A 16861-nucleotide genomic window follows, 5' to 3' on the forward strand; every position below is an offset into this window, starting at 1 on the left:
CGAAACTATTTCATAGTTTCGCGACACTCCCTTTCTAATCAATTATTTAAAAGCTAAAAACTTTTGCTTAAATTTTGTGCTATTAATGTGAGAGGTTTACTGTATTCTTAATTTCAGCAGATGGGCTATGTGATATCTCAAGAGTATTTTCGTCTATCCATTCTAAAATATAACCATTCCCTAGATCATATTTTTCTTGCCCTATTAGCCTTATTCCATCTTTAAAAATAGCTTTACGAAATTCTCCATTCTTATTTTCACGTACACTAATAGATGTATTAAGATTTTTTTTGAAGATTCCGCCTAATTTTTCGTAAATTTCAATATATTGTGTAAAATTATGTAACCCTTTAACAGATCCTTTTATTATAATTTCATGTGTATGGGAGGGGGATTGCACATATCCATATTTAACATCGCTTTCATTCTGGAAAAAGGTAATCATTAACAATATATAAGGTATAGATAATAACACTAAAAATTTACCTATTAGAATAAATGCGGCTACCCATTTTTTTCCTAAGTAAGGGAAAAATAAGGTTAAAATTGGTACCATAAGTTTAAATATGATATTAATACCATCATTAATGATGGATATTCCTTCTAATCGCTCTAATAAATAAAGTATCATATTAAAGACAACTAGTCCTATAAGTACAAAACTATATATTTTCCTGAAACATTTCACATAGCTTTCCCCCTCTATGAATTATAATTGAAAATATTATATAAGATATTGTTTTAAAAGTATATATATACTTTTGAAACGTAAGCACATAATAATCCAGTAGATATTCAAACCTTAGTAAATATGAGATAATTACTCCAAGATTATTTTTTCTTGGAGTTTTTTACTCTAACACTATTCGAAAAAGGAGGTTAGTTTAGGATATGAAATTTTCAAGAAAAAATTCTACATAATTATAAAGTATAGATGGTTTATCATAGGCGTTAATTTAAGCCTAAGTTTTTCCAAATTGAATAAGTTCCTCTAAATAGCTTTCTATACGAGAATAAGCAGTTTGTCTCATACGTTTCTCATGCAAAGCTAAATTACCTATTCTTAAAAGTATGTTACTGAATTTGCTATAGTTATGTAATGTCCCTTTCTTTACTGCGTAAAATTGATATAAATCAATATTAAGTAAAATATAAAAATAACAAAAGAGTGCCACAAAACTATTTCATGGTTTCGCGACACTCCCTTTTATGTGTTTTTAGAATGAATAATGAAAATGAACAGGTTTCTCAGTTAATGTAAATAGGCTTCATAATAGTCGAGTAAATGGTTTACCATACGCCCATAGCTTTTCTCACCATCAGACACACCATTAGCTTTGAGATACGAATCATTGATTTGAGCAGAGATTTCTTCTATCCACCCATCATATTTAGACCAGAAGTCATTATTATAGTTAAGATCAGTTTTTACTTTGCTAGAAAGATGAGTATTAAGTGTTTTGACGAGATTTTTATCCACGTTCCATAGGGCAGACTGCGTATGAAGAAGGGCTAAAAAGTAACCAGAGTATTGGAAATCTGTATCAGGATGGAGACTACAAGTAAGGAAGGCAATGAAGTTAGCATCTTCTTCATGAGCATAGCCACGTTGATGGGCCATTTCATGGGTAGTTGTACAAGGGAGCCATAGGTCGGGAATGGCTGTACTCACATTTGCTTCACCAGTAAAAGGGGAGTAAAAGCCAGTGATACCTGTATAATTCATAAGTTTGGAAGCTAAGATAGGTTTAGGGTTACCGTAGTTACCTCCTAGCGTAGGAAAGAGTGAAGCAGCCTCTTCATAACCTAAAAAGGCACGTTTGAAGATAGAGCGATAATCTTCCTGAAAAGTAAAAACACCTACCTCATTCTCAGGAAGATTTTCTCTAAGCGTATTGCACTTTTTGATGAGATAACTATAAAGGTTAATTAATTCCTTATGTGTATAAGAAGTTCTGTGAAAACCATAGGTTTCACTAAGGGAAGGGCGGCTATAATTAAGCCCCCAAAAACTAATAAAGATGAAAAGAGTAACAGATAAAAAGGTTCCTATATTAAAGAGATGAGAAAGAAAATATAGTTTTTGTTTTTGAGAAGCATTTTTAGACCTTATGAATGTATGTATAATGAGATAAAAAACAAAGAGTATTAACCCATAAAAAAGGAATTCATGAAAAGAGAAAGGGAAAAGTCCTGTAAATAGGCTTTGAAACTGAATAAACAGTTTATTGGTACTAGCTGAATAAAGTCTTTCTCCATGGCTTGGAAAATACGAATAAAGTACATGGAGAAAGAGTCCTACAGGACCTAATAGTAGGCTGATAAGTTGTAAGTGAGTCCATTTTTTCATAAAAGCCTCCTTATAGGCTATCTAGCCACTTTGTATACTGAGAGAGGTTACTAACGGTTTCATCATAACCTTGTTTAAAAAGTGCTTTGAGTTTAACAGGATTTTTTTCATAGCGATCCACTTTAAGTGGTGCTTGAGGTCTAAAGACAAATACCTTACCTTCTTTTTCAAGGCGTTCAAGTTTATCCAGTGTAGCATTATAACGCAAGTGACGTACACGAAGGGCTTCTGCTATTTCAGGATACTGTTTAAGCCCTAGTTTGGCTAAACGAGACATAGAAGTAGAAGGCTTCTTGCGATAAGAGGCATTGCGAGTAAGAACGATGACATGATGAGTATTCCCATCTTTAATGGACTGTTCAATAGGAATAGCATCGACAATGCCACCATCTAAGTAGTAATCGCCATTAATTAAAACGGGTTTTGCAATAAGCGGTAAACTACTTGAAGCCTGTAATAGATGATTGGTATCAAGTTGCTTTTCACATCTTAGAGGTTCGAAATAAACCGCTTTACCTGTTTTGCAGTGTGTTGTTCCGACCTTGAAGATATTTTTTGCTTTTTTGAAGGTTTCAAAATCAAAAGGGTCTAAGTTAAGTGGCAGTTCTTCGAATAAAAATTGCATTCCAAAGTAACAACCTTCTTTAAAGAGATTATTTACATGAATAAAGCGTTTATCAGTAATCCATTCTGTATAAATACGGTTATTTCGTTCTTTTTGCTTGGAAAGGTAACTACAAACAGTATTAGCACCAGCAGATACAGCTACAATATAAGGGAAAAAAAGGTGGTGGTCATCAAAGGCATCTAGAACACCAGCTGTATAGGCACCGCGCATCCCTCCACCTTCTACAATAAGTCCAATTTTCTTTTCCACGGGATTCCTCCTTGAGCGTGTTATAAAATACATACTAATTAAAATAGTCATTCATTAATCAAAATAATTCCTACTTTTAGTATAAAGTATGGTCAAAAGAATCACAAGATTTTCTCGAAAAGAACTTGTTTCCTTATATTTAGACTTTTAACCAATAAAAAAGCCCTATTGGGCCTTTTTAACTTTACAAAAGAAGTGATTGATAACGTAAAGAAGAAGAGTGAGAGCGAGTAAGATGAGAACAACATTGCTATAGGTATTAAGTAAACGTTCAATAAGGGGCCAGTTATCTCCGACAAAGTAACCAAGACTAATAAGTACTAGATTCCAAGCACTGATACCAACAGAAGAATAGAGTAAAAAGATAGATAATGACATGCGACTTGCTCCAGCAAAGAAGGAGATATAAGTCCTCGTAAGTGGTACGATGCGAGCAAGCAAAACAGCCCATCTACCATAGCAATCAAACCAACGATTAAATTTGCAAGTTGCTTTTTCAGCATTTGAGGAATGTTTAGAAAGCCATGCTAAAAAAGGTGCTCCTCCCCAAAATCCGATGGCATAACAGAGAAGAGAGCCTATAAGACCAGCACAAATACTTACCAAAAATACGATAAAAAAAGATAAATGAGTTTGTGTAATACTCATACCTACAAAAGGTAAGACGACTTCACTGGGAATAGGGAAGCAGGCATATTCAAGTCCAATAATGGCAAAAATGCCAGGATACCCTAACAGTCCTACCAGATTCATGAGTTGATTAAGAAAAGATGTAATAATTGACATGTAAAAACTCCTTTATACTAAAATAAATTATTTCTTATCTAATACTATTTCAAAACAAGAAAAATAATACAAGTATTTGAATTATATTTATAAATAATAGACTTCATTTATAAATAATATACACTTTTTACAGGTAATAGGAAAGAGTAATAAAAAGGCTTTGTAGAGTAAATGACTAGGATAAGATGCAAAAGGTCTGAGATACTTAAGTATAAATTTTTTCTTTATATCTGATAATAATAGTATTTTATGTAGGATAAGCAAGCTTATTGCAATTTTGAGGTTACAAGTTCTCAATTTTATGGTATACTAGCACAGTCAAAATGAACGAAAATAATAGGAAAGTAAAGGATGGAGCAATAGATGATTACAGTGAATAATATGAGCTTGCAATTTGCAGGACGTACACTTTTTAAAGATGTGGACTTAAAATTTACACCAGGTAACTGTTACGGTGTTATCGGAGCCAATGGTGCAGGTAAATCTACCTTCCTTAAAATTTTATCAGGTGAAATTGAGAGCACAACAGGGGAAATAGCTATCCCTAAAAATATTCGTATGTCTGTTTTGAAACAAGATCATTTCCAATATGATGAATGCGAAGTACTTCAAACTGTTATTCGTGGGAATGCCCGTTTATATGAAATTATGCAAGAAAAAGAAGCACTTTATGCTAAAGAAGATTTTAGTGATGCAGATGGCGAAAGAGCAGCAGAATTAGAGGGTGAATTTGCAGAGTTAAATGGTTGGGAAGCAGATTCAGATGCTTCTCAAATCCTTCAAGGATTAGGGATTGGGACAGAACTCCACTATGCTTTAATGAAAGACCTAAAAGGTGGAGATAAAGTCAAAGTTCTTTTAGCACAGGCTCTTTTTGGACAACCAGGGATATTGCTTTTGGACGAGCCTACTAACCACTTAGATATTGAATCTGTTAACTGGTTAGAAGATTTTTTATTAGATTTCCCAGGTACTGTTATTGTGGTATCCCATGACCGTCATTTCTTAAATACAGTATGTACTCATACTGTAGATATTGACTTTGGTAAAATTAAGATGTATGTAGGGAACTATGATTTCTGGTATGAATCAAGTCAAATGATGCAACACTTAATGAAGGCTCAAAATAAGAAAAAAGAAGATCAAATGAAAGAATTACAAAACTTCATTACGCGCTTCTCTGCTAATAAGTCGAAGGCCAAACAAGCGACTTCTCGTCGTAAACTTTTAGATAAAATTTCTTTGGAAGAAATGCCAGCTTCTTCAAGACGTTATCCTTTTGTTCAATTTAAGCCAGACCGCGAAGTGGGTAATGAAATCCTTACTGTAGAGGGTATTAGTAAAACAATAGAGGGTATAAAAGTATTAAACAATGTAAGCTTTCGTATGAATAAGGATGATAAAATTGTACTTGTTGGTGAAAATGAGATGGCAGGAACTACACTTCTTCAAATCTTGATTGGAGAGATGGAGCCAGATGAAGGAAGCTTTAAATGGGGAGTTACGACTTCTCAATCTTACTTCCCAAAAGATAACTCGGAGTTTTTCAACGATTGTGACTTAGACCTTATTAATTGGCTCAGACAATTTTCAGATGATCAATCGGAAAGCTATTTACGTGGTTTCTTAGGTCGTATGCTCTTTAGTGGTGAAGAGGCACTTAAACCAGCTAAAGTTTTATCAGGGGGAGAAAAGGTACGTTGCATGCTTTCGCGCATGATGCTTTCAGGAGCCAACGTAGTACTTCTTGATCAACCTACTAACCACTTAGACCTTGAATCTATTACAGCTCTTAACAATGGTCTTATTGACTTTAAAGGGAATGTACTCTTTACCTCCCATGACCATCAATTCATCCAAACTATTGCGAATCGGGTTATTGAATTAACAGAGGATGGACTCATTGACCGTACTTCAACTTATGATGAGTATTTAGAATTTAAAAAAGCAAACAAATAAAGAGGAATCAAAGTGGATAAATTTATAATTTTGTAAGGGATAAAGCCGGAAAGGAAACAGGCAAGTGGAGACAAGCAAAAGGAATTATTTTATAGATAATCTAAAGGTTTTCTTGATTTTTTTTGTAGTGTTTGGACATATTATTGAGTATTATATTGATGAATATTCTTTTTTAAAAGTAGTCTATTTGTTTATTTACTTTTTTCATATGCCCTTGTTTGTTTTTATTTCAGGTTATCTTTCTAAAAACATTGATAAAGGACGCAAGACAGCTATTAAAAATTTACTTATTCCTTATGTCATTTTTAATGTGATTTGGTATGTCCTTGTTTTTATTGCCACAGGAAAGTTCATGTTACTTATTATTTATCCAGGCTGGACCTTATGGTATTTGATTAGCCTTTTCTTTTGGAGGATGAGCCTTAAATACCTCGTTAAGATTCCGCATATTGTTCCCATTAGTATTGTATGTGGCCTACTAATTGGGTTAATGCCTAGAGGAGGAGTCATTTTATCCTTATCACGAACTATTACATTTATGCCCTTCTTTTTAATAGGCTATTATACTAAGGAAGAAATGCTTTTAAAAGTATCTAAGATAGAAAAGACTTTGGCTATATGTGGCATTTTACTAGGTATAAGAGTAGCAAGCTTTGTGGTAAAGACCGGACTTATAAACTATGAATTTTTTTATAATTCCCATTCCTATTTAGAAAGTGGCTTAAGTATGCAAGAAGGATTTTTATCTAGAGGAGCCTTATATGTAGGTGCCACTTTATTGAGTATTTGTGTACTTAGCCTTATTCCACGGCGTAGGACATTTTTTACCCGAATAGGGGAGCAAACGATGAATATTTATATTTTTCACCCTTATTTAACTATTGCAGTATATGGAATGATTTATTGTGTACAATACCTTACGCACAATGTATGGATAAGTATAAGTTTTATGTGTATAAGTCCTATTATTATTGTGTATTTGCTTTCTAGAAGGCCTACTCAAAAAATATATAAAAGTCTTTTTCATCCAGTTAACTCTGTAGTATACAGTCCTAAAATTTGGGAACCTTGTCGAAGGGGATATCAGCATATGCGCCCTAGGCTTGTTAAAATAGGACGCAAAATACGAAGGTGACCTCATTTAACCTATTTTTAACATAGTTCTAACAAATAAAGGTAGGAATAAATGGAACATTCTCTTATACTAATGATGCACAGCTAAATACTTTATATCTTTTCATTAAAAAAGGAGTGATTTTTAAGTCACTCCTTTTTGGTTTCAATAAGTTAAGGAATTAAGTTACTCTTTATCCTTGGAAGCAGCTGATTGAATAAGAAGAGCTTTTATATAGCGACCACTTTCAGTAAGCTCGTTCTCTTGCCAAGGACCAGTGAAAGAAGCACCGGGATTTAATAGAGCGGAGGTTTCAGGTTTATCACAGAGACTCCAGTTAACCCAACTGATAGTATAATCATCTAAGAGTGCTATCCAATTATCACACTCTGTAAAGTTAATAGCTCCATCGCCAGAGGCTTCACAGGTACCAAATTCACTGACAATAAGGGGTAAGCTATATTTATCGCTGGCAATTTGTAAATAGGTTCTTAAAGTAACTGTATGGGTGGAAGCATAAAAATGAAGGGCATAGAGGCAATTAGTATCTTCGAGAGGATTTTTAGCAGCTGCTAAGATGTTTTGACACCAAGTGGGTGTACCTACTATAATAATGGATTGATTAGAGTTAGAACGTATGCAAGCTAAAATTTTTTCAGCATAAGGTTTAATTTCTTCCTCCCATGTGACATTAGGGCCATTAGGTTCATTACATAGTTCAAAGAGGATATTGGGGTAATTTTTATAAAGACGAGAAAAAGCATCAAAGAAAATAGTCGCTTCTTCAAGATGGGTATTGGGATTGCCATCGGATAAAATATGCCAGTCTACAATAACATAGAGTCCAAGTTCTGTAGCAATTTCTATGCCTTTTTGCATGCTTTGCTGAAGGAGGAGGGGATTATCAGAATAACCAGAAGTGGTGTCAGTATACATAGCTAAACGAATCACATTCACTTTCCAGTCATCTCTTAAATGTTTCAAGCTTTTTTCGTTAACAAAGTCTCCAAACCATTGGATGCCATGGGTACTAATACCTCTTAATTGAAAAGGCTTGTTATGGGTATCGAGAAGCTGACGTCCTTCTATATGTAATGCACCATGTAGTGCTACAGGTGAACCATCGGGAAAAATGGGGGGAGCTAAAGGTATTTCGCTAGAGATGACAAGAGGAGGCGACTGGTTGGTAGCATTCAACTGTGGATTAATCTCAGGACTGGGTGAAGGCGAAATTTCTAATGGAGAAGAAGAGGACGTGGATTCTGTAGTCGGTGGAGAACTAGGGGGAACTATAGAGGAGGAAGTATTACAGCCTATGAGAAGAAAGCAGAAACTAGTAAAAAAAATACCTAATATTTTTTGCATTTTAAACATAATGAACCTCCTTGAAAAATGATAAGCTTTTTCTTTCTATTTTAGAGCATTTGAGGGATTAATGAGATGATTATTTTGACAACTATAAATAAAAATATTGCACTCTTTTAAAAACAAAAGATCTCTCTTAGGAAAAGAGAGATCTTTTGCGCTTGGGTAAGGTGTTTGGCTTCCGAAGGAAGTCAAAGAGATAAGGTTCTTAAAAATGATGGATGTAATATAGGGTGTTTGCTTGGATGTCTTGGCATCTTAACGGTTCGGATTAAGATGTAATACTAGTATAACCTACTCTTTTGTGGTTTATTCAAACTAATTGTTTTATAATAAATATATTAACGAAAAGAGGAGGGAAGAAGATGGAAAATTATTTCTATAAATGTGAAGTATGTGGTTTTGTGCATTTAATACCTGCTTATTGGGTATCCTTTAATCCTGAGAGGATGACGGAGTTTTTACATATTAACAAGGAAACAGGAAGAGAATGTACAAATAGCCAACTCCTTTTAATGGACGCCATCAGTGAGTAAAAAAAGTAATTAAGGAGAAAAAAGATGTTGTGGAAAAGAGTAATGACTTATGGTTTTCGTATTCTATTTGTACTAAGTGGTATATATGAGCTAGTAGTAGGTGATTTTGGTAAGGGAGGACTCCTTTTTGCAAGTCTTCTACTTACTTTTGTACCGGAAATTTTTACAAAACTTTTACAAGTAAGGGTTACGCCAGGAGCCATAATGAGTTATCAACTTTTTATATTTTGTTCACAATGGCTAGGAACTTATTTAAGATGCTATGATATTTTTTTTTGGTGGGATATACTCCTGCACTTTACTTCTGGAATTTTATTAGATTATGTGGGACTTTTAGTACTGATGTGTTTAGACAGAGAGCAGCTTTTGATAAAACATAAAAAATGGTTACTTATTGTACTCTTCATGAGCCTCTTATCACTAGCGGGAGCAGGGATATGGGAAATATTTGAATTTACTTCAGATAGCTTATTAGGTACTAGGACACAACTAGGAAGTTTACAAGATACGATGGAGGATATTGTTTATGGCACATTGGGAGCAGCTCTTTATAGTATGTATATGTACTTAGCTATCCATAAAGGAAAAAGAACAGCTATAGAGACATTACAAATGTATAATGAAAAAGAAGTATGATTTTTGAAAAATTGATTTTAAAAATAAATAAAAAATGTAAAGAGAGAGTTAGAGTAGAAATTTAGAGACTTATAACTCTTTCTTTTATTATTTATAAATTGTTGATATAGTAAGAGTATAGAAATTCGAAAAGAGAAAGAGGAAGAAAAATGATTTTATTATCAGCACAAGGACTAAAAAAAAGTATATGGTGAAAAGGTTTTATTTAGTGATCTTTCATTAAGTATAGATAGTCAAGATAAAATTGGTATTATTGGGATTAATGGCACAGGTAAAAGTAGCTTTTTGAAAATTTTAGCAGGTATAGAAACTCCTGATGCAGGTGAAATGGCTACTTCTAATGAGCTAACTATGGAGTATTTACCTCAAAATCCTATTTTTGATGAAGACTCTACTGTTATTGAACAAATTTTTAAAGGGGAATCTCCTGTAATGAAGGTACTATGTGCTTATGAGGAAACAATAGAGGCTATTAATAAAACACCAGATAATGAAGCTTTGCAACAGAAATTAATAATGCTAAATGGACAAATGGACGCTTTGGATGCATGGCAGCTAGAAAGTGAGGCAAAAGCAATACTCATGCAGCTAGGCATTACTCAATTTAGTCAAAAGGTTAAGGAACTTTCTGGGGGACAACGAAAAAAGGTTGCTCTTGCAGGGGTACTTATTCGCCCTTGTAATTTACTGATTTTAGATGAGCCTACTAACCATTTAGATAATGCAACGATTGACTATTTAGAAGAAAAATTAAAGGCTAAAAAAACAGCTCTTCTTATGGTGACTCATGACCGCTATTTCTTAGACCGGGTAGCTAATAAGATTGTGGAGTTAGAAGAGGGAAAGCTATATCGTTACGAAGGTAACTATGAAGCTTTTTTAGAGCAAAAACAATTACGAGAAAGTATAGAAGAACGTCTACGTGAGAAAAGATCTACTCTTTATAAAAAGGAATTGGAATGGATGCGTAAAGGTGTAGAAGCTAGGCGTACTAAGCAAAAAGCAAGACAAGATCGTTTTTATGAACTAGAAGAAAGTTTAGGTAGTAATGGCAAGCAAAATTTAGAAGTAGGCCTTAGTACGAGTCGATTAGGTAAAAAAATTATTGAACTTAAAGAAGTTAATAAGGCTTATGGTGACCAAACAGTTGTTAAAGACTTTACGTACACCGTTCTTCGAGGAGACCGTATTGGGATTATAGGTAATAATGGCATAGGTAAATCCTCTTTACTTAATTTAATAAGTCAAACAATCTCTTGCGATACAGGAGAGATTCAAATAGGAGAAACTGTTAGGATAGGATATTATACACAAGAGAGTAAAGACCTAAAAGAGGATATGCGTGTTATAGATTTTATCAAAGAAAAGGCGGAGTTTATCAAAGCAGCGGATGGAACCTTGGTTTCTGCGAGCAAAATGTTAGAGCGTTTTCTGTTCCCACCTTATATGCACTATACACCTATTGGGAAGTTATCAGGAGGAGAACGTAGACGTCTTTATCTGCTGCATGTACTAATGGAAGACATAAATGTACTCCTCTTAGATGAGCCTACTAATGATTTAGATATTTATACCTTACAGGTTTTAGAGAATTATGTAGAGGAGTTTGATGGGCCTGTCATTGCAGTATCACATGATCGTTATTTTTTAGATCGTATGGCAGAAAAGATTTTTGCCTTTGAAGGACAAGGAAAGATTGTGAACTGTCCAGGTAACTATAGTGATTATAGAGCACGTCAGATACCAATAAGTGAAATAAAAGAAGACATTCAAAAATCTATTAAAGAAGGAAATGCACTTTATAAAGAGCAAAAGGCACAAGCAGCTGCCCAAAAGTTAAAAATGAGTTTTAAAGAAAAGATGGAATATGAAAAGATTGAAGAAGAAATAGAAAACCTAGAAGGTAAACTACAAGAAGTAGAAGAAGCAATGACTAAAAATGCAACCAACTTTAATAAATTACAAGAACTAACAAATAAAAAAGAAGAATTAGAAAGTGAGCTGGAGTATAAGATGGAACGATGGGAATATTTAAGTGAACTTCATGAAAAAACAAGATAGTAAGATTTTTAAGTTAACATAGCAAAGAGGTAACCAGTTAAAATAGGAGGGATTCTATGAAAGCATTGCAAAATGTTTTAATGGGAGATTTAGCATTCTTTCAAGCACTTATCTATAGTCTAATAGGACTCATCATTTTGTTAATATTACGCCTTGCCACTAAAAAGCTATTTTGTAAAAAGTGTGAAGATGTTTTTAAGGATTATAAGAGGAGGAAATATTTTAATAATTTATATTTGGTAATATACATCATTTCCCTGCTCTTTATTTGGTATAAATCCTCCTCAGATATATTAGCCTTTTTAGGTATTTTTTCCGCAGGTTTAGCCATTGCTATGAAGGATGTAATTATTAATAGTATCAGTGGTTTTTATATTTTAAGTACAAAACCTTTTCAAGTAGGGCAGCGCATAGAAGTAGCAGGTCAAATAGGAGATGTCATTGATATTGGTTTTTTTGAGTTTAAGCTTTTAGAGGTAGGACATCGCATGGGAGGAGAACAAAGTACAGGACGCATTGTACACTTGCCTAATGCTATTCTTTTTAGCTCACCACTTGCCAATTATGATAAGGGCTTTCAGTTTATTTGGAATGAACAACAAGTTAGTTTAAGTTTAGATAGTAACTGGGAACTTGCTAAGGTGTTTTTTTATGAAATTTTACAAAGGCATATTTTGGATGATCAAGAAGAAGCGAAGGAACAGATTGCTTCTGCTGGAAGTAAATATCTTATTTATTATAACAATTTAGATCCTATCATTTATACAGAAGTTAAAGATGGAAAGATTGTGTTTTTCTTACGTTATTTGTGTAAACCACGTCAAAGACGTACACTAGAGCATTTGATATGGGAAGATATTTTAAAAGAAGTACGTGGGAGGACGGATATTCATCTTGTCTAAAAGGTCAAATATAGCGTATAGCGAAGAGTTACGAAATAAAGTGGACACGGCAAATTGTTTTGACGTGTCCACTTTATTTGGATTAAATAGATGATCAGTCAGAGATTAGGCTTGTACACCCAGTAAAAGAGCAATCATCAAAATGAGGATAGTTGGTGGAATAACCCATTTCAATAAGAAAAAGAAGAAATGATCCACTGTATTAGCTTCATGGCCACCTTTGGCAAGTTCTTTGTTGAAAGCGTTTTTTTTCCATACCCAGCCTACAATGATAGCTGTGAAAACAGCTACTAAAGGAATAGTAATATTATTGGTTAAGTAATCCAAGCTGTCAAAGAAGGACTTCCCTGTAATCGTGATAAAGGAAAGAGGACCTTCTCCACCAATAATAAGAGCACTTCCTAAGCTGATTGCAGCTACAACTACGGCTGTAGCTTTTTTCCGAGACCACTTAGTTTTTTCTTCAATGTAGGTAATCTGAATCTCAAGCATAGAAACAAGAGAAGTAAGGGCAGCCACAAAAATCATTAAAAAGAAAAGAGCGCTAAAAAGTTGTCCACCTGGCATTTTGAGAAAAACTTGCGGCAATGACATAAAGATAAGTGCAGGACCTGCTGTAGGTTCTAAGTTGTAGGTAAAAACAGCAGGAAAAATGAGCAATCCAGAAAAAAGAGCGATAATGGTATCGGCAATCACTACTTGTGCTCCAATACTACGAATATTTTCTTTCTCTGAAATATAACTACCATAGGTAATAAGTGCACCCATACCTAAACTTAGTGAGAAAAAGGCTTGCCCAATAGCACTGATGATAACAGATGGAGTAATAGAACTAAAGTCAGGCTGAAATAAGAAGGAAATGGCTCCTTTAAAGCCGGGTAAAGTAGTGGAATAACCAATAAGTACAAGAAAAAGGATAAATAAAACAGGCATGAGTAGTTTGGAATACTTTTCAACACCCTTTTGGATTCCCATAGCATTGATAAAGCCTGTTGCGCAAACAGCTATTAAAGCAAGAATTAAAGGAAGCCACATAGAGGAACTCATGGTGTTAAAAACCATATCAAAATAAGTAGCAACTTCTATACCTACTGGTATATGATAAAGCTTACCAGTGAGGGTTGTAACAAAATAATAAATAACCCAGCCTGTAATCATAATATAAAAGGTTGAAATGAGGAAAACTGTAAGAACAGCAACAACACCTATAATGTTCCAAGCTTTTTTACTAGTCACCACGCCAAATGTATCTACTGCATTGGTACGTGCCTTTCGTCCCATAGCAAACTCTGCACAAATAAGAGGAAAGCCCATTAAAAGAATGGCTAATAAATAAATGATAATAAAAGCACTTCCACCATATTTACCAGCCATATAAGGGAATTTCCAAATATTTCCCAATCCAATGGCAGAACCTGCAGCAGCAGCAACAATACCTATTTTTGAAGCAAATGTATCTCTATTATGCATTTTGCACCTTCTTTCAAGTTTTTAGTTTAGTTTGAACGGCTTTATTATATAAGGTTTTAGCTATAAATACAATTTAAGATTTTTATTTCTAAATTAGAAGTTTATTTTATATATTTGGAAACAAGAAGGATGAAAAGATAGAATGTGGTAATTATATAAATTTTATTATAAAAAATTGAACTATAGGAGTGGTTATAAATTATTGCATAAAAACTTTTAAATATACTATATTTTTGAGCTTAAAGTGTGTATAATAATAGAGGTATATTGAGAGATAATTAAGGAGGAATACAAAGATGGATGAAAATAATCTCACCATGGCTGACTTGATGGCAGAAATTGATAAGTCAATGACACGTATATATAGAGGTGACATTCTTAAAGCAAAAGTAGCTTTAGTACAAGATGGAGGTGTGGTAGTTAATATTGGCTATCATACAGACGGACTCATTCCTTGGAATGAATATTCTTATGAAGATGTTGCAAAAGAAGATATTGAGATCGGTGCTGAATTTGAAGTGCTTGTTATGAAAGTAGATGATGGTGAAGGGAATGTACTTGTTTCTAAAAGACGTGCAGAAGCTGAAACAGCTCTTGAAGATGTTAAGGTTTTAGCAGATAGCAAAGAAACCTTTACAGTACGTATCAAAGAAGTAGTTAAAGGTGGTGTGGTTGCACCTGTTAAAGGGTTAAGAGCCTTTATCCCAGCTTCTCAAATTAGTAATACATATGTTGAAGATCTTTCAAAATATGTAGGTCAAGATGTAGAAGTAGAAATCATTGAATTTATTCCAAAAACTAAAAAGCTTGTATTATCAGGTAAACGCATTGCTACTGAAAAAGCTGAAGTGCTTAAAAAAGAAAAGCTTGCTCAGTTGGTAGAGGGTGAAAAATATGCAGGGACAGTTACTAAACTGATGCCATATGGTGCTTTTGTGGATTTAGGTGGTGTAGAAGGTTTAGTTCATAATACAGATTTATCATGGGTACGTATTAAACATCCTTCAGATGTAGTAAAAGAAGGTGAGAAAGTAGAAGTAACTGTACTAGGTGTTAATCTTGAAACAGGTAAAATTTCTCTTCGCCTTAAGGATATTACTGCTGATCCATGGCAATTAGAAGTTGTTAATCTTGAAAAGGATCAAGTGGTAACAGCTAAAATTACACGCTTTACAAGTTTTGGTGCTTTTGCGGCACTTAGTGCAAATGTAGAAGGACTTATCCATATTTCGCAGATATCAGAAAAACGTATTAAAACGGCTGATGAAGCATTAGAAATGGGACAAGAAGTAAAAGTAAAAATTCTTAACATTGATAAAGAAAATAAAAAGATTTCTCTTAGTATGAAAGAAGTAGCGGAAGAAGTAGATAATAGTGAAATTGAACACTATATGACACAAGAAGATGACAATGCAAAATTAGGCGATGTTTTAGGAAATGTATTCTAAGCTTATAGGAATAATGAGAACCTCTAGATTCTAGGGGTTCTTTTTTGCTTATGAGTTTGTTGTAGGAAAAAGGGGAAAAACATGCTATCATTAAAGAAAAATAAAAAAGAGGGCGAGGAGGAGAAATGCAATTCCTTAAGAATTTTTTGCGAAGTAGAAAGGCAAAAAGTAGTGTTGTAGTAGATATGCCTATACGGACGATAGAACAACTTTTTGAAGAATTAGGGGAATTATTTGTTAAAAAGAAACGCATAGAGGAGTACATAGGAGATTTAGAGAGAAGAGAGCAGGAAATTAAGAAGTTTGATGCCCTTAAAAAGGAAGATAGGGAACGATTAAGTCTTTTAGCAAGTAGGGCAAAAGATCTGGAGGAGAAGAAGCAAAGTTTAAAAGGTCGACTCATTAAAAATAACAAGTCTCTCTTTATTGTTTCTCAATATGAAGCCCAAATACCCGAACTCATTCATGAAATTCAACAGTGTGAAAAAAAGAAAAGAGAATCTGAGAGAAATATGTATTATCTTGAAGAGGAAAGAGAAGAACTTTTAGAAGAAAGAGAGGCACTTTTAAAAGGTTATCACTTTCTTAAAATATTTAGTATTGTTTTTATTGTAACAATTGGAATAGGGCTTTTGATGACATTTGGTTATATGCAGGCTTTAAGAGAAAAAACATGGGTGTATTTAAGTGGCTTTGGATCGATACTAGTTCTTTTTGTAGGAGGACTTATTTATGCCAAGGAACATATTGAAAAAGAGTTAAATAAAAATGCTATTTTGCAACAAAAAGCAGCTCGCTATATGAACAAGACTAAAATTCGTTATTTTCATCAAGTCCGCTATTTGAATTTCCAGTATGATAAGCTAGGGGTAGATAGTGCTGCTAAATTAGAGATGTATTATAGTCGTTATCTTAAGAATAAGGATAATGAGAAGAAGTATACAGGCTTTAATCGTACGCTTTCAGAAATTGAGGAAGAAATGCTTGCCATTATCAAGAGTAAAGGCATTGCTATTACGTATATTGAAAATTTATCAGACTGGCTTTTAACCAATAAAAAAGTAAGTAGTTTAAAAACATTGGAAGCAGATAAAGAAAAGACCCTAGAGCAGCTTCAAATAATTGAGGGCTATGAAGAGGATTTATGGAAGGAAATTTTTGCTCTGCAAGAAGAACCAGAAGCAAGAGACTTTATTAATAATAAGCTCAAAGAATACAATAGGCGTATAAGTATGCCTCTTGACAAATTAGTAAAAGATGCCTAAAATATGAAGTAATCCAATAAACAACATGCAATGACAAAGAGGAGTATAGTAGTACTGCGACTAGAGAGAGAAGATGATGACGCTGCAAGTCT

14 protein-coding genes and 1 other annotated feature (1 of these 15 only partly in view) are annotated in these 16861 nt (G+C 33.8%); of the genes, 8 read left to right on the forward strand and 6 right to left on the reverse strand.

Annotation, left to right across the window (positions count from 1 at the left end):
- Positions 1 to 82 precede the first annotated feature (82 nt).
- The 4 genes from CS063_RS03875 to CS063_RS03895 form a co-directional block, all read right to left on the reverse strand.
- Entirely contained in the window at positions 83 to 688 is a 606-nt protein-coding gene (locus CS063_RS03875; protein ID WP_099448368.1) for a hypothetical protein, read from the reverse strand.
- Between the two features lie 564 nt (positions 689 to 1252).
- Positions 1253 to 2350 carry a DUF3810 domain-containing protein gene (locus CS063_RS03885; protein ID WP_099448370.1) on the reverse strand — a complete coding sequence of 366 codons (1098 nt, stop codon included), beginning with the start codon at positions 2348 to 2350 and terminating at the stop codon, positions 1253 to 1255.
- Positions 2351 to 2360: 10 nt separating this feature from the next.
- Positions 2361 to 3227 carry a patatin-like phospholipase family protein gene (locus CS063_RS03890; protein ID WP_180270667.1) on the reverse strand — a complete coding sequence of 289 codons (867 nt, stop codon included), beginning with the start codon at positions 3225 to 3227 and terminating at the stop codon, positions 2361 to 2363.
- 165 nt (positions 3228 to 3392) lie between these two features.
- Positions 3393 to 4013, reverse strand: a complete 621-nt coding sequence (locus CS063_RS03895) for a DedA family protein (RefSeq protein ID WP_099448372.1) — start codon at positions 4011 to 4013, stop codon at positions 3393 to 3395.
- A gap of 363 nt (positions 4014 to 4376) precedes the next feature.
- Between CS063_RS03895 and CS063_RS03900 the strand changes: the two genes are divergently transcribed.
- Together CS063_RS03900 and CS063_RS03905 are read left to right on the forward strand one after the other, a co-directional pair.
- Positions 4377 to 5972: an ABC-F family ATP-binding cassette domain-containing protein gene (locus tag CS063_RS03900; protein WP_099448373.1), complete on the forward strand. Its 1596-nt coding sequence runs from the start codon at positions 4377 to 4379 to the stop codon at positions 5970 to 5972.
- Between the two features lie 64 nt (positions 5973 to 6036).
- Positions 6037 to 7107, forward strand: coding sequence for an acyltransferase family protein (locus CS063_RS03905; protein WP_099448374.1), 1071 nt, complete (start codon positions 6037 to 6039; stop codon positions 7105 to 7107).
- A gap of 165 nt (positions 7108 to 7272) precedes the next feature.
- On the opposite strand, the gene CS063_RS03910 is transcribed toward CS063_RS03905, so the two are convergent.
- Positions 7273 to 8460: a glycoside hydrolase family 5 protein gene (locus CS063_RS03910; protein WP_099448375.1), complete on the reverse strand. Its 1188-nt coding sequence runs from the start codon at positions 8458 to 8460 to the stop codon at positions 7273 to 7275.
- 356 nt (positions 8461 to 8816) lie between these two features.
- Here CS063_RS03910 and CS063_RS17575 point away from each other — a divergent pair, with 356 nt between their 5' ends.
- The 4 genes from CS063_RS17575 to CS063_RS03925 all read left to right on the forward strand — a co-directional run bounded on the left by CS063_RS17575 (position 8817) and on the right by CS063_RS03925 (position 12586).
- The gene (locus tag CS063_RS17575; protein ID WP_180270668.1) at positions 8817 to 8987 is read left to right on the forward strand and encodes a hypothetical protein; all 171 of its coding nucleotides are present in this window, start codon (positions 8817 to 8819) and stop codon (positions 8985 to 8987) included.
- A 24-nt stretch (positions 8988 to 9011) separates the two neighbouring features.
- A complete protein-coding gene (locus CS063_RS03915) occupies positions 9012 to 9623 on the forward strand; it encodes a hypothetical protein (protein WP_099448376.1) in 612 nt (203 codons plus the stop codon).
- Between the two features lie 258 nt (positions 9624 to 9881).
- On the forward strand, positions 9882 to 11684 hold the full coding sequence (locus CS063_RS03920; RefSeq protein ID WP_334293215.1) for an ABC-F family ATP-binding cassette domain-containing protein: 1803 nt from the start codon (positions 9882 to 9884) through the stop codon (positions 11682 to 11684).
- 56 nt (positions 11685 to 11740) lie between these two features.
- On the forward strand, positions 11741 to 12586 hold the full coding sequence (locus tag CS063_RS03925) for a mechanosensitive ion channel family protein (RefSeq protein WP_099448377.1): 846 nt from the start codon (positions 11741 to 11743) through the stop codon (positions 12584 to 12586).
- Positions 12587 to 12691: 105 nt separating this feature from the next.
- On the opposite strand, the gene CS063_RS03930 is transcribed toward CS063_RS03925, so the two are convergent.
- Positions 12692 to 14056, reverse strand: coding sequence for a sodium-dependent transporter (locus CS063_RS03930; RefSeq protein ID WP_099448378.1), 1365 nt, complete (start codon positions 14054 to 14056; stop codon positions 12692 to 12694).
- A 296-nt stretch (positions 14057 to 14352) separates the two neighbouring features.
- Here CS063_RS03930 and rpsA point away from each other — a divergent pair, with 296 nt between their 5' ends.
- Positions 14353 to 15504 carry a 30S ribosomal protein S1 gene (rpsA, locus tag CS063_RS03935; RefSeq protein ID WP_099448379.1) on the forward strand — a complete coding sequence of 384 codons (1152 nt, stop codon included), beginning with the start codon at positions 14353 to 14355 and terminating at the stop codon, positions 15502 to 15504.
- A gap of 125 nt (positions 15505 to 15629) precedes the next feature.
- Positions 15630 to 16769 (forward strand): hypothetical protein, encoded by a 1140-nt coding sequence (locus CS063_RS03940; protein ID WP_099448380.1) that lies wholly within the window; start codon positions 15630 to 15632, stop codon positions 16767 to 16769.
- Between the two features lie 21 nt (positions 16770 to 16790).
- Positions 16791 to 16861 (forward strand) — a binding site (T-box leader); it runs 147 nt beyond the window's last position.

Origin of the sequence: Sporanaerobium hydrogeniformans, from assembly GCF_002735925.1 — a bacterium.
GTDB lineage: Bacteria > Bacillota > Clostridia > Lachnospirales > Cellulosilyticaceae > Sporanaerobium > Sporanaerobium hydrogeniformans.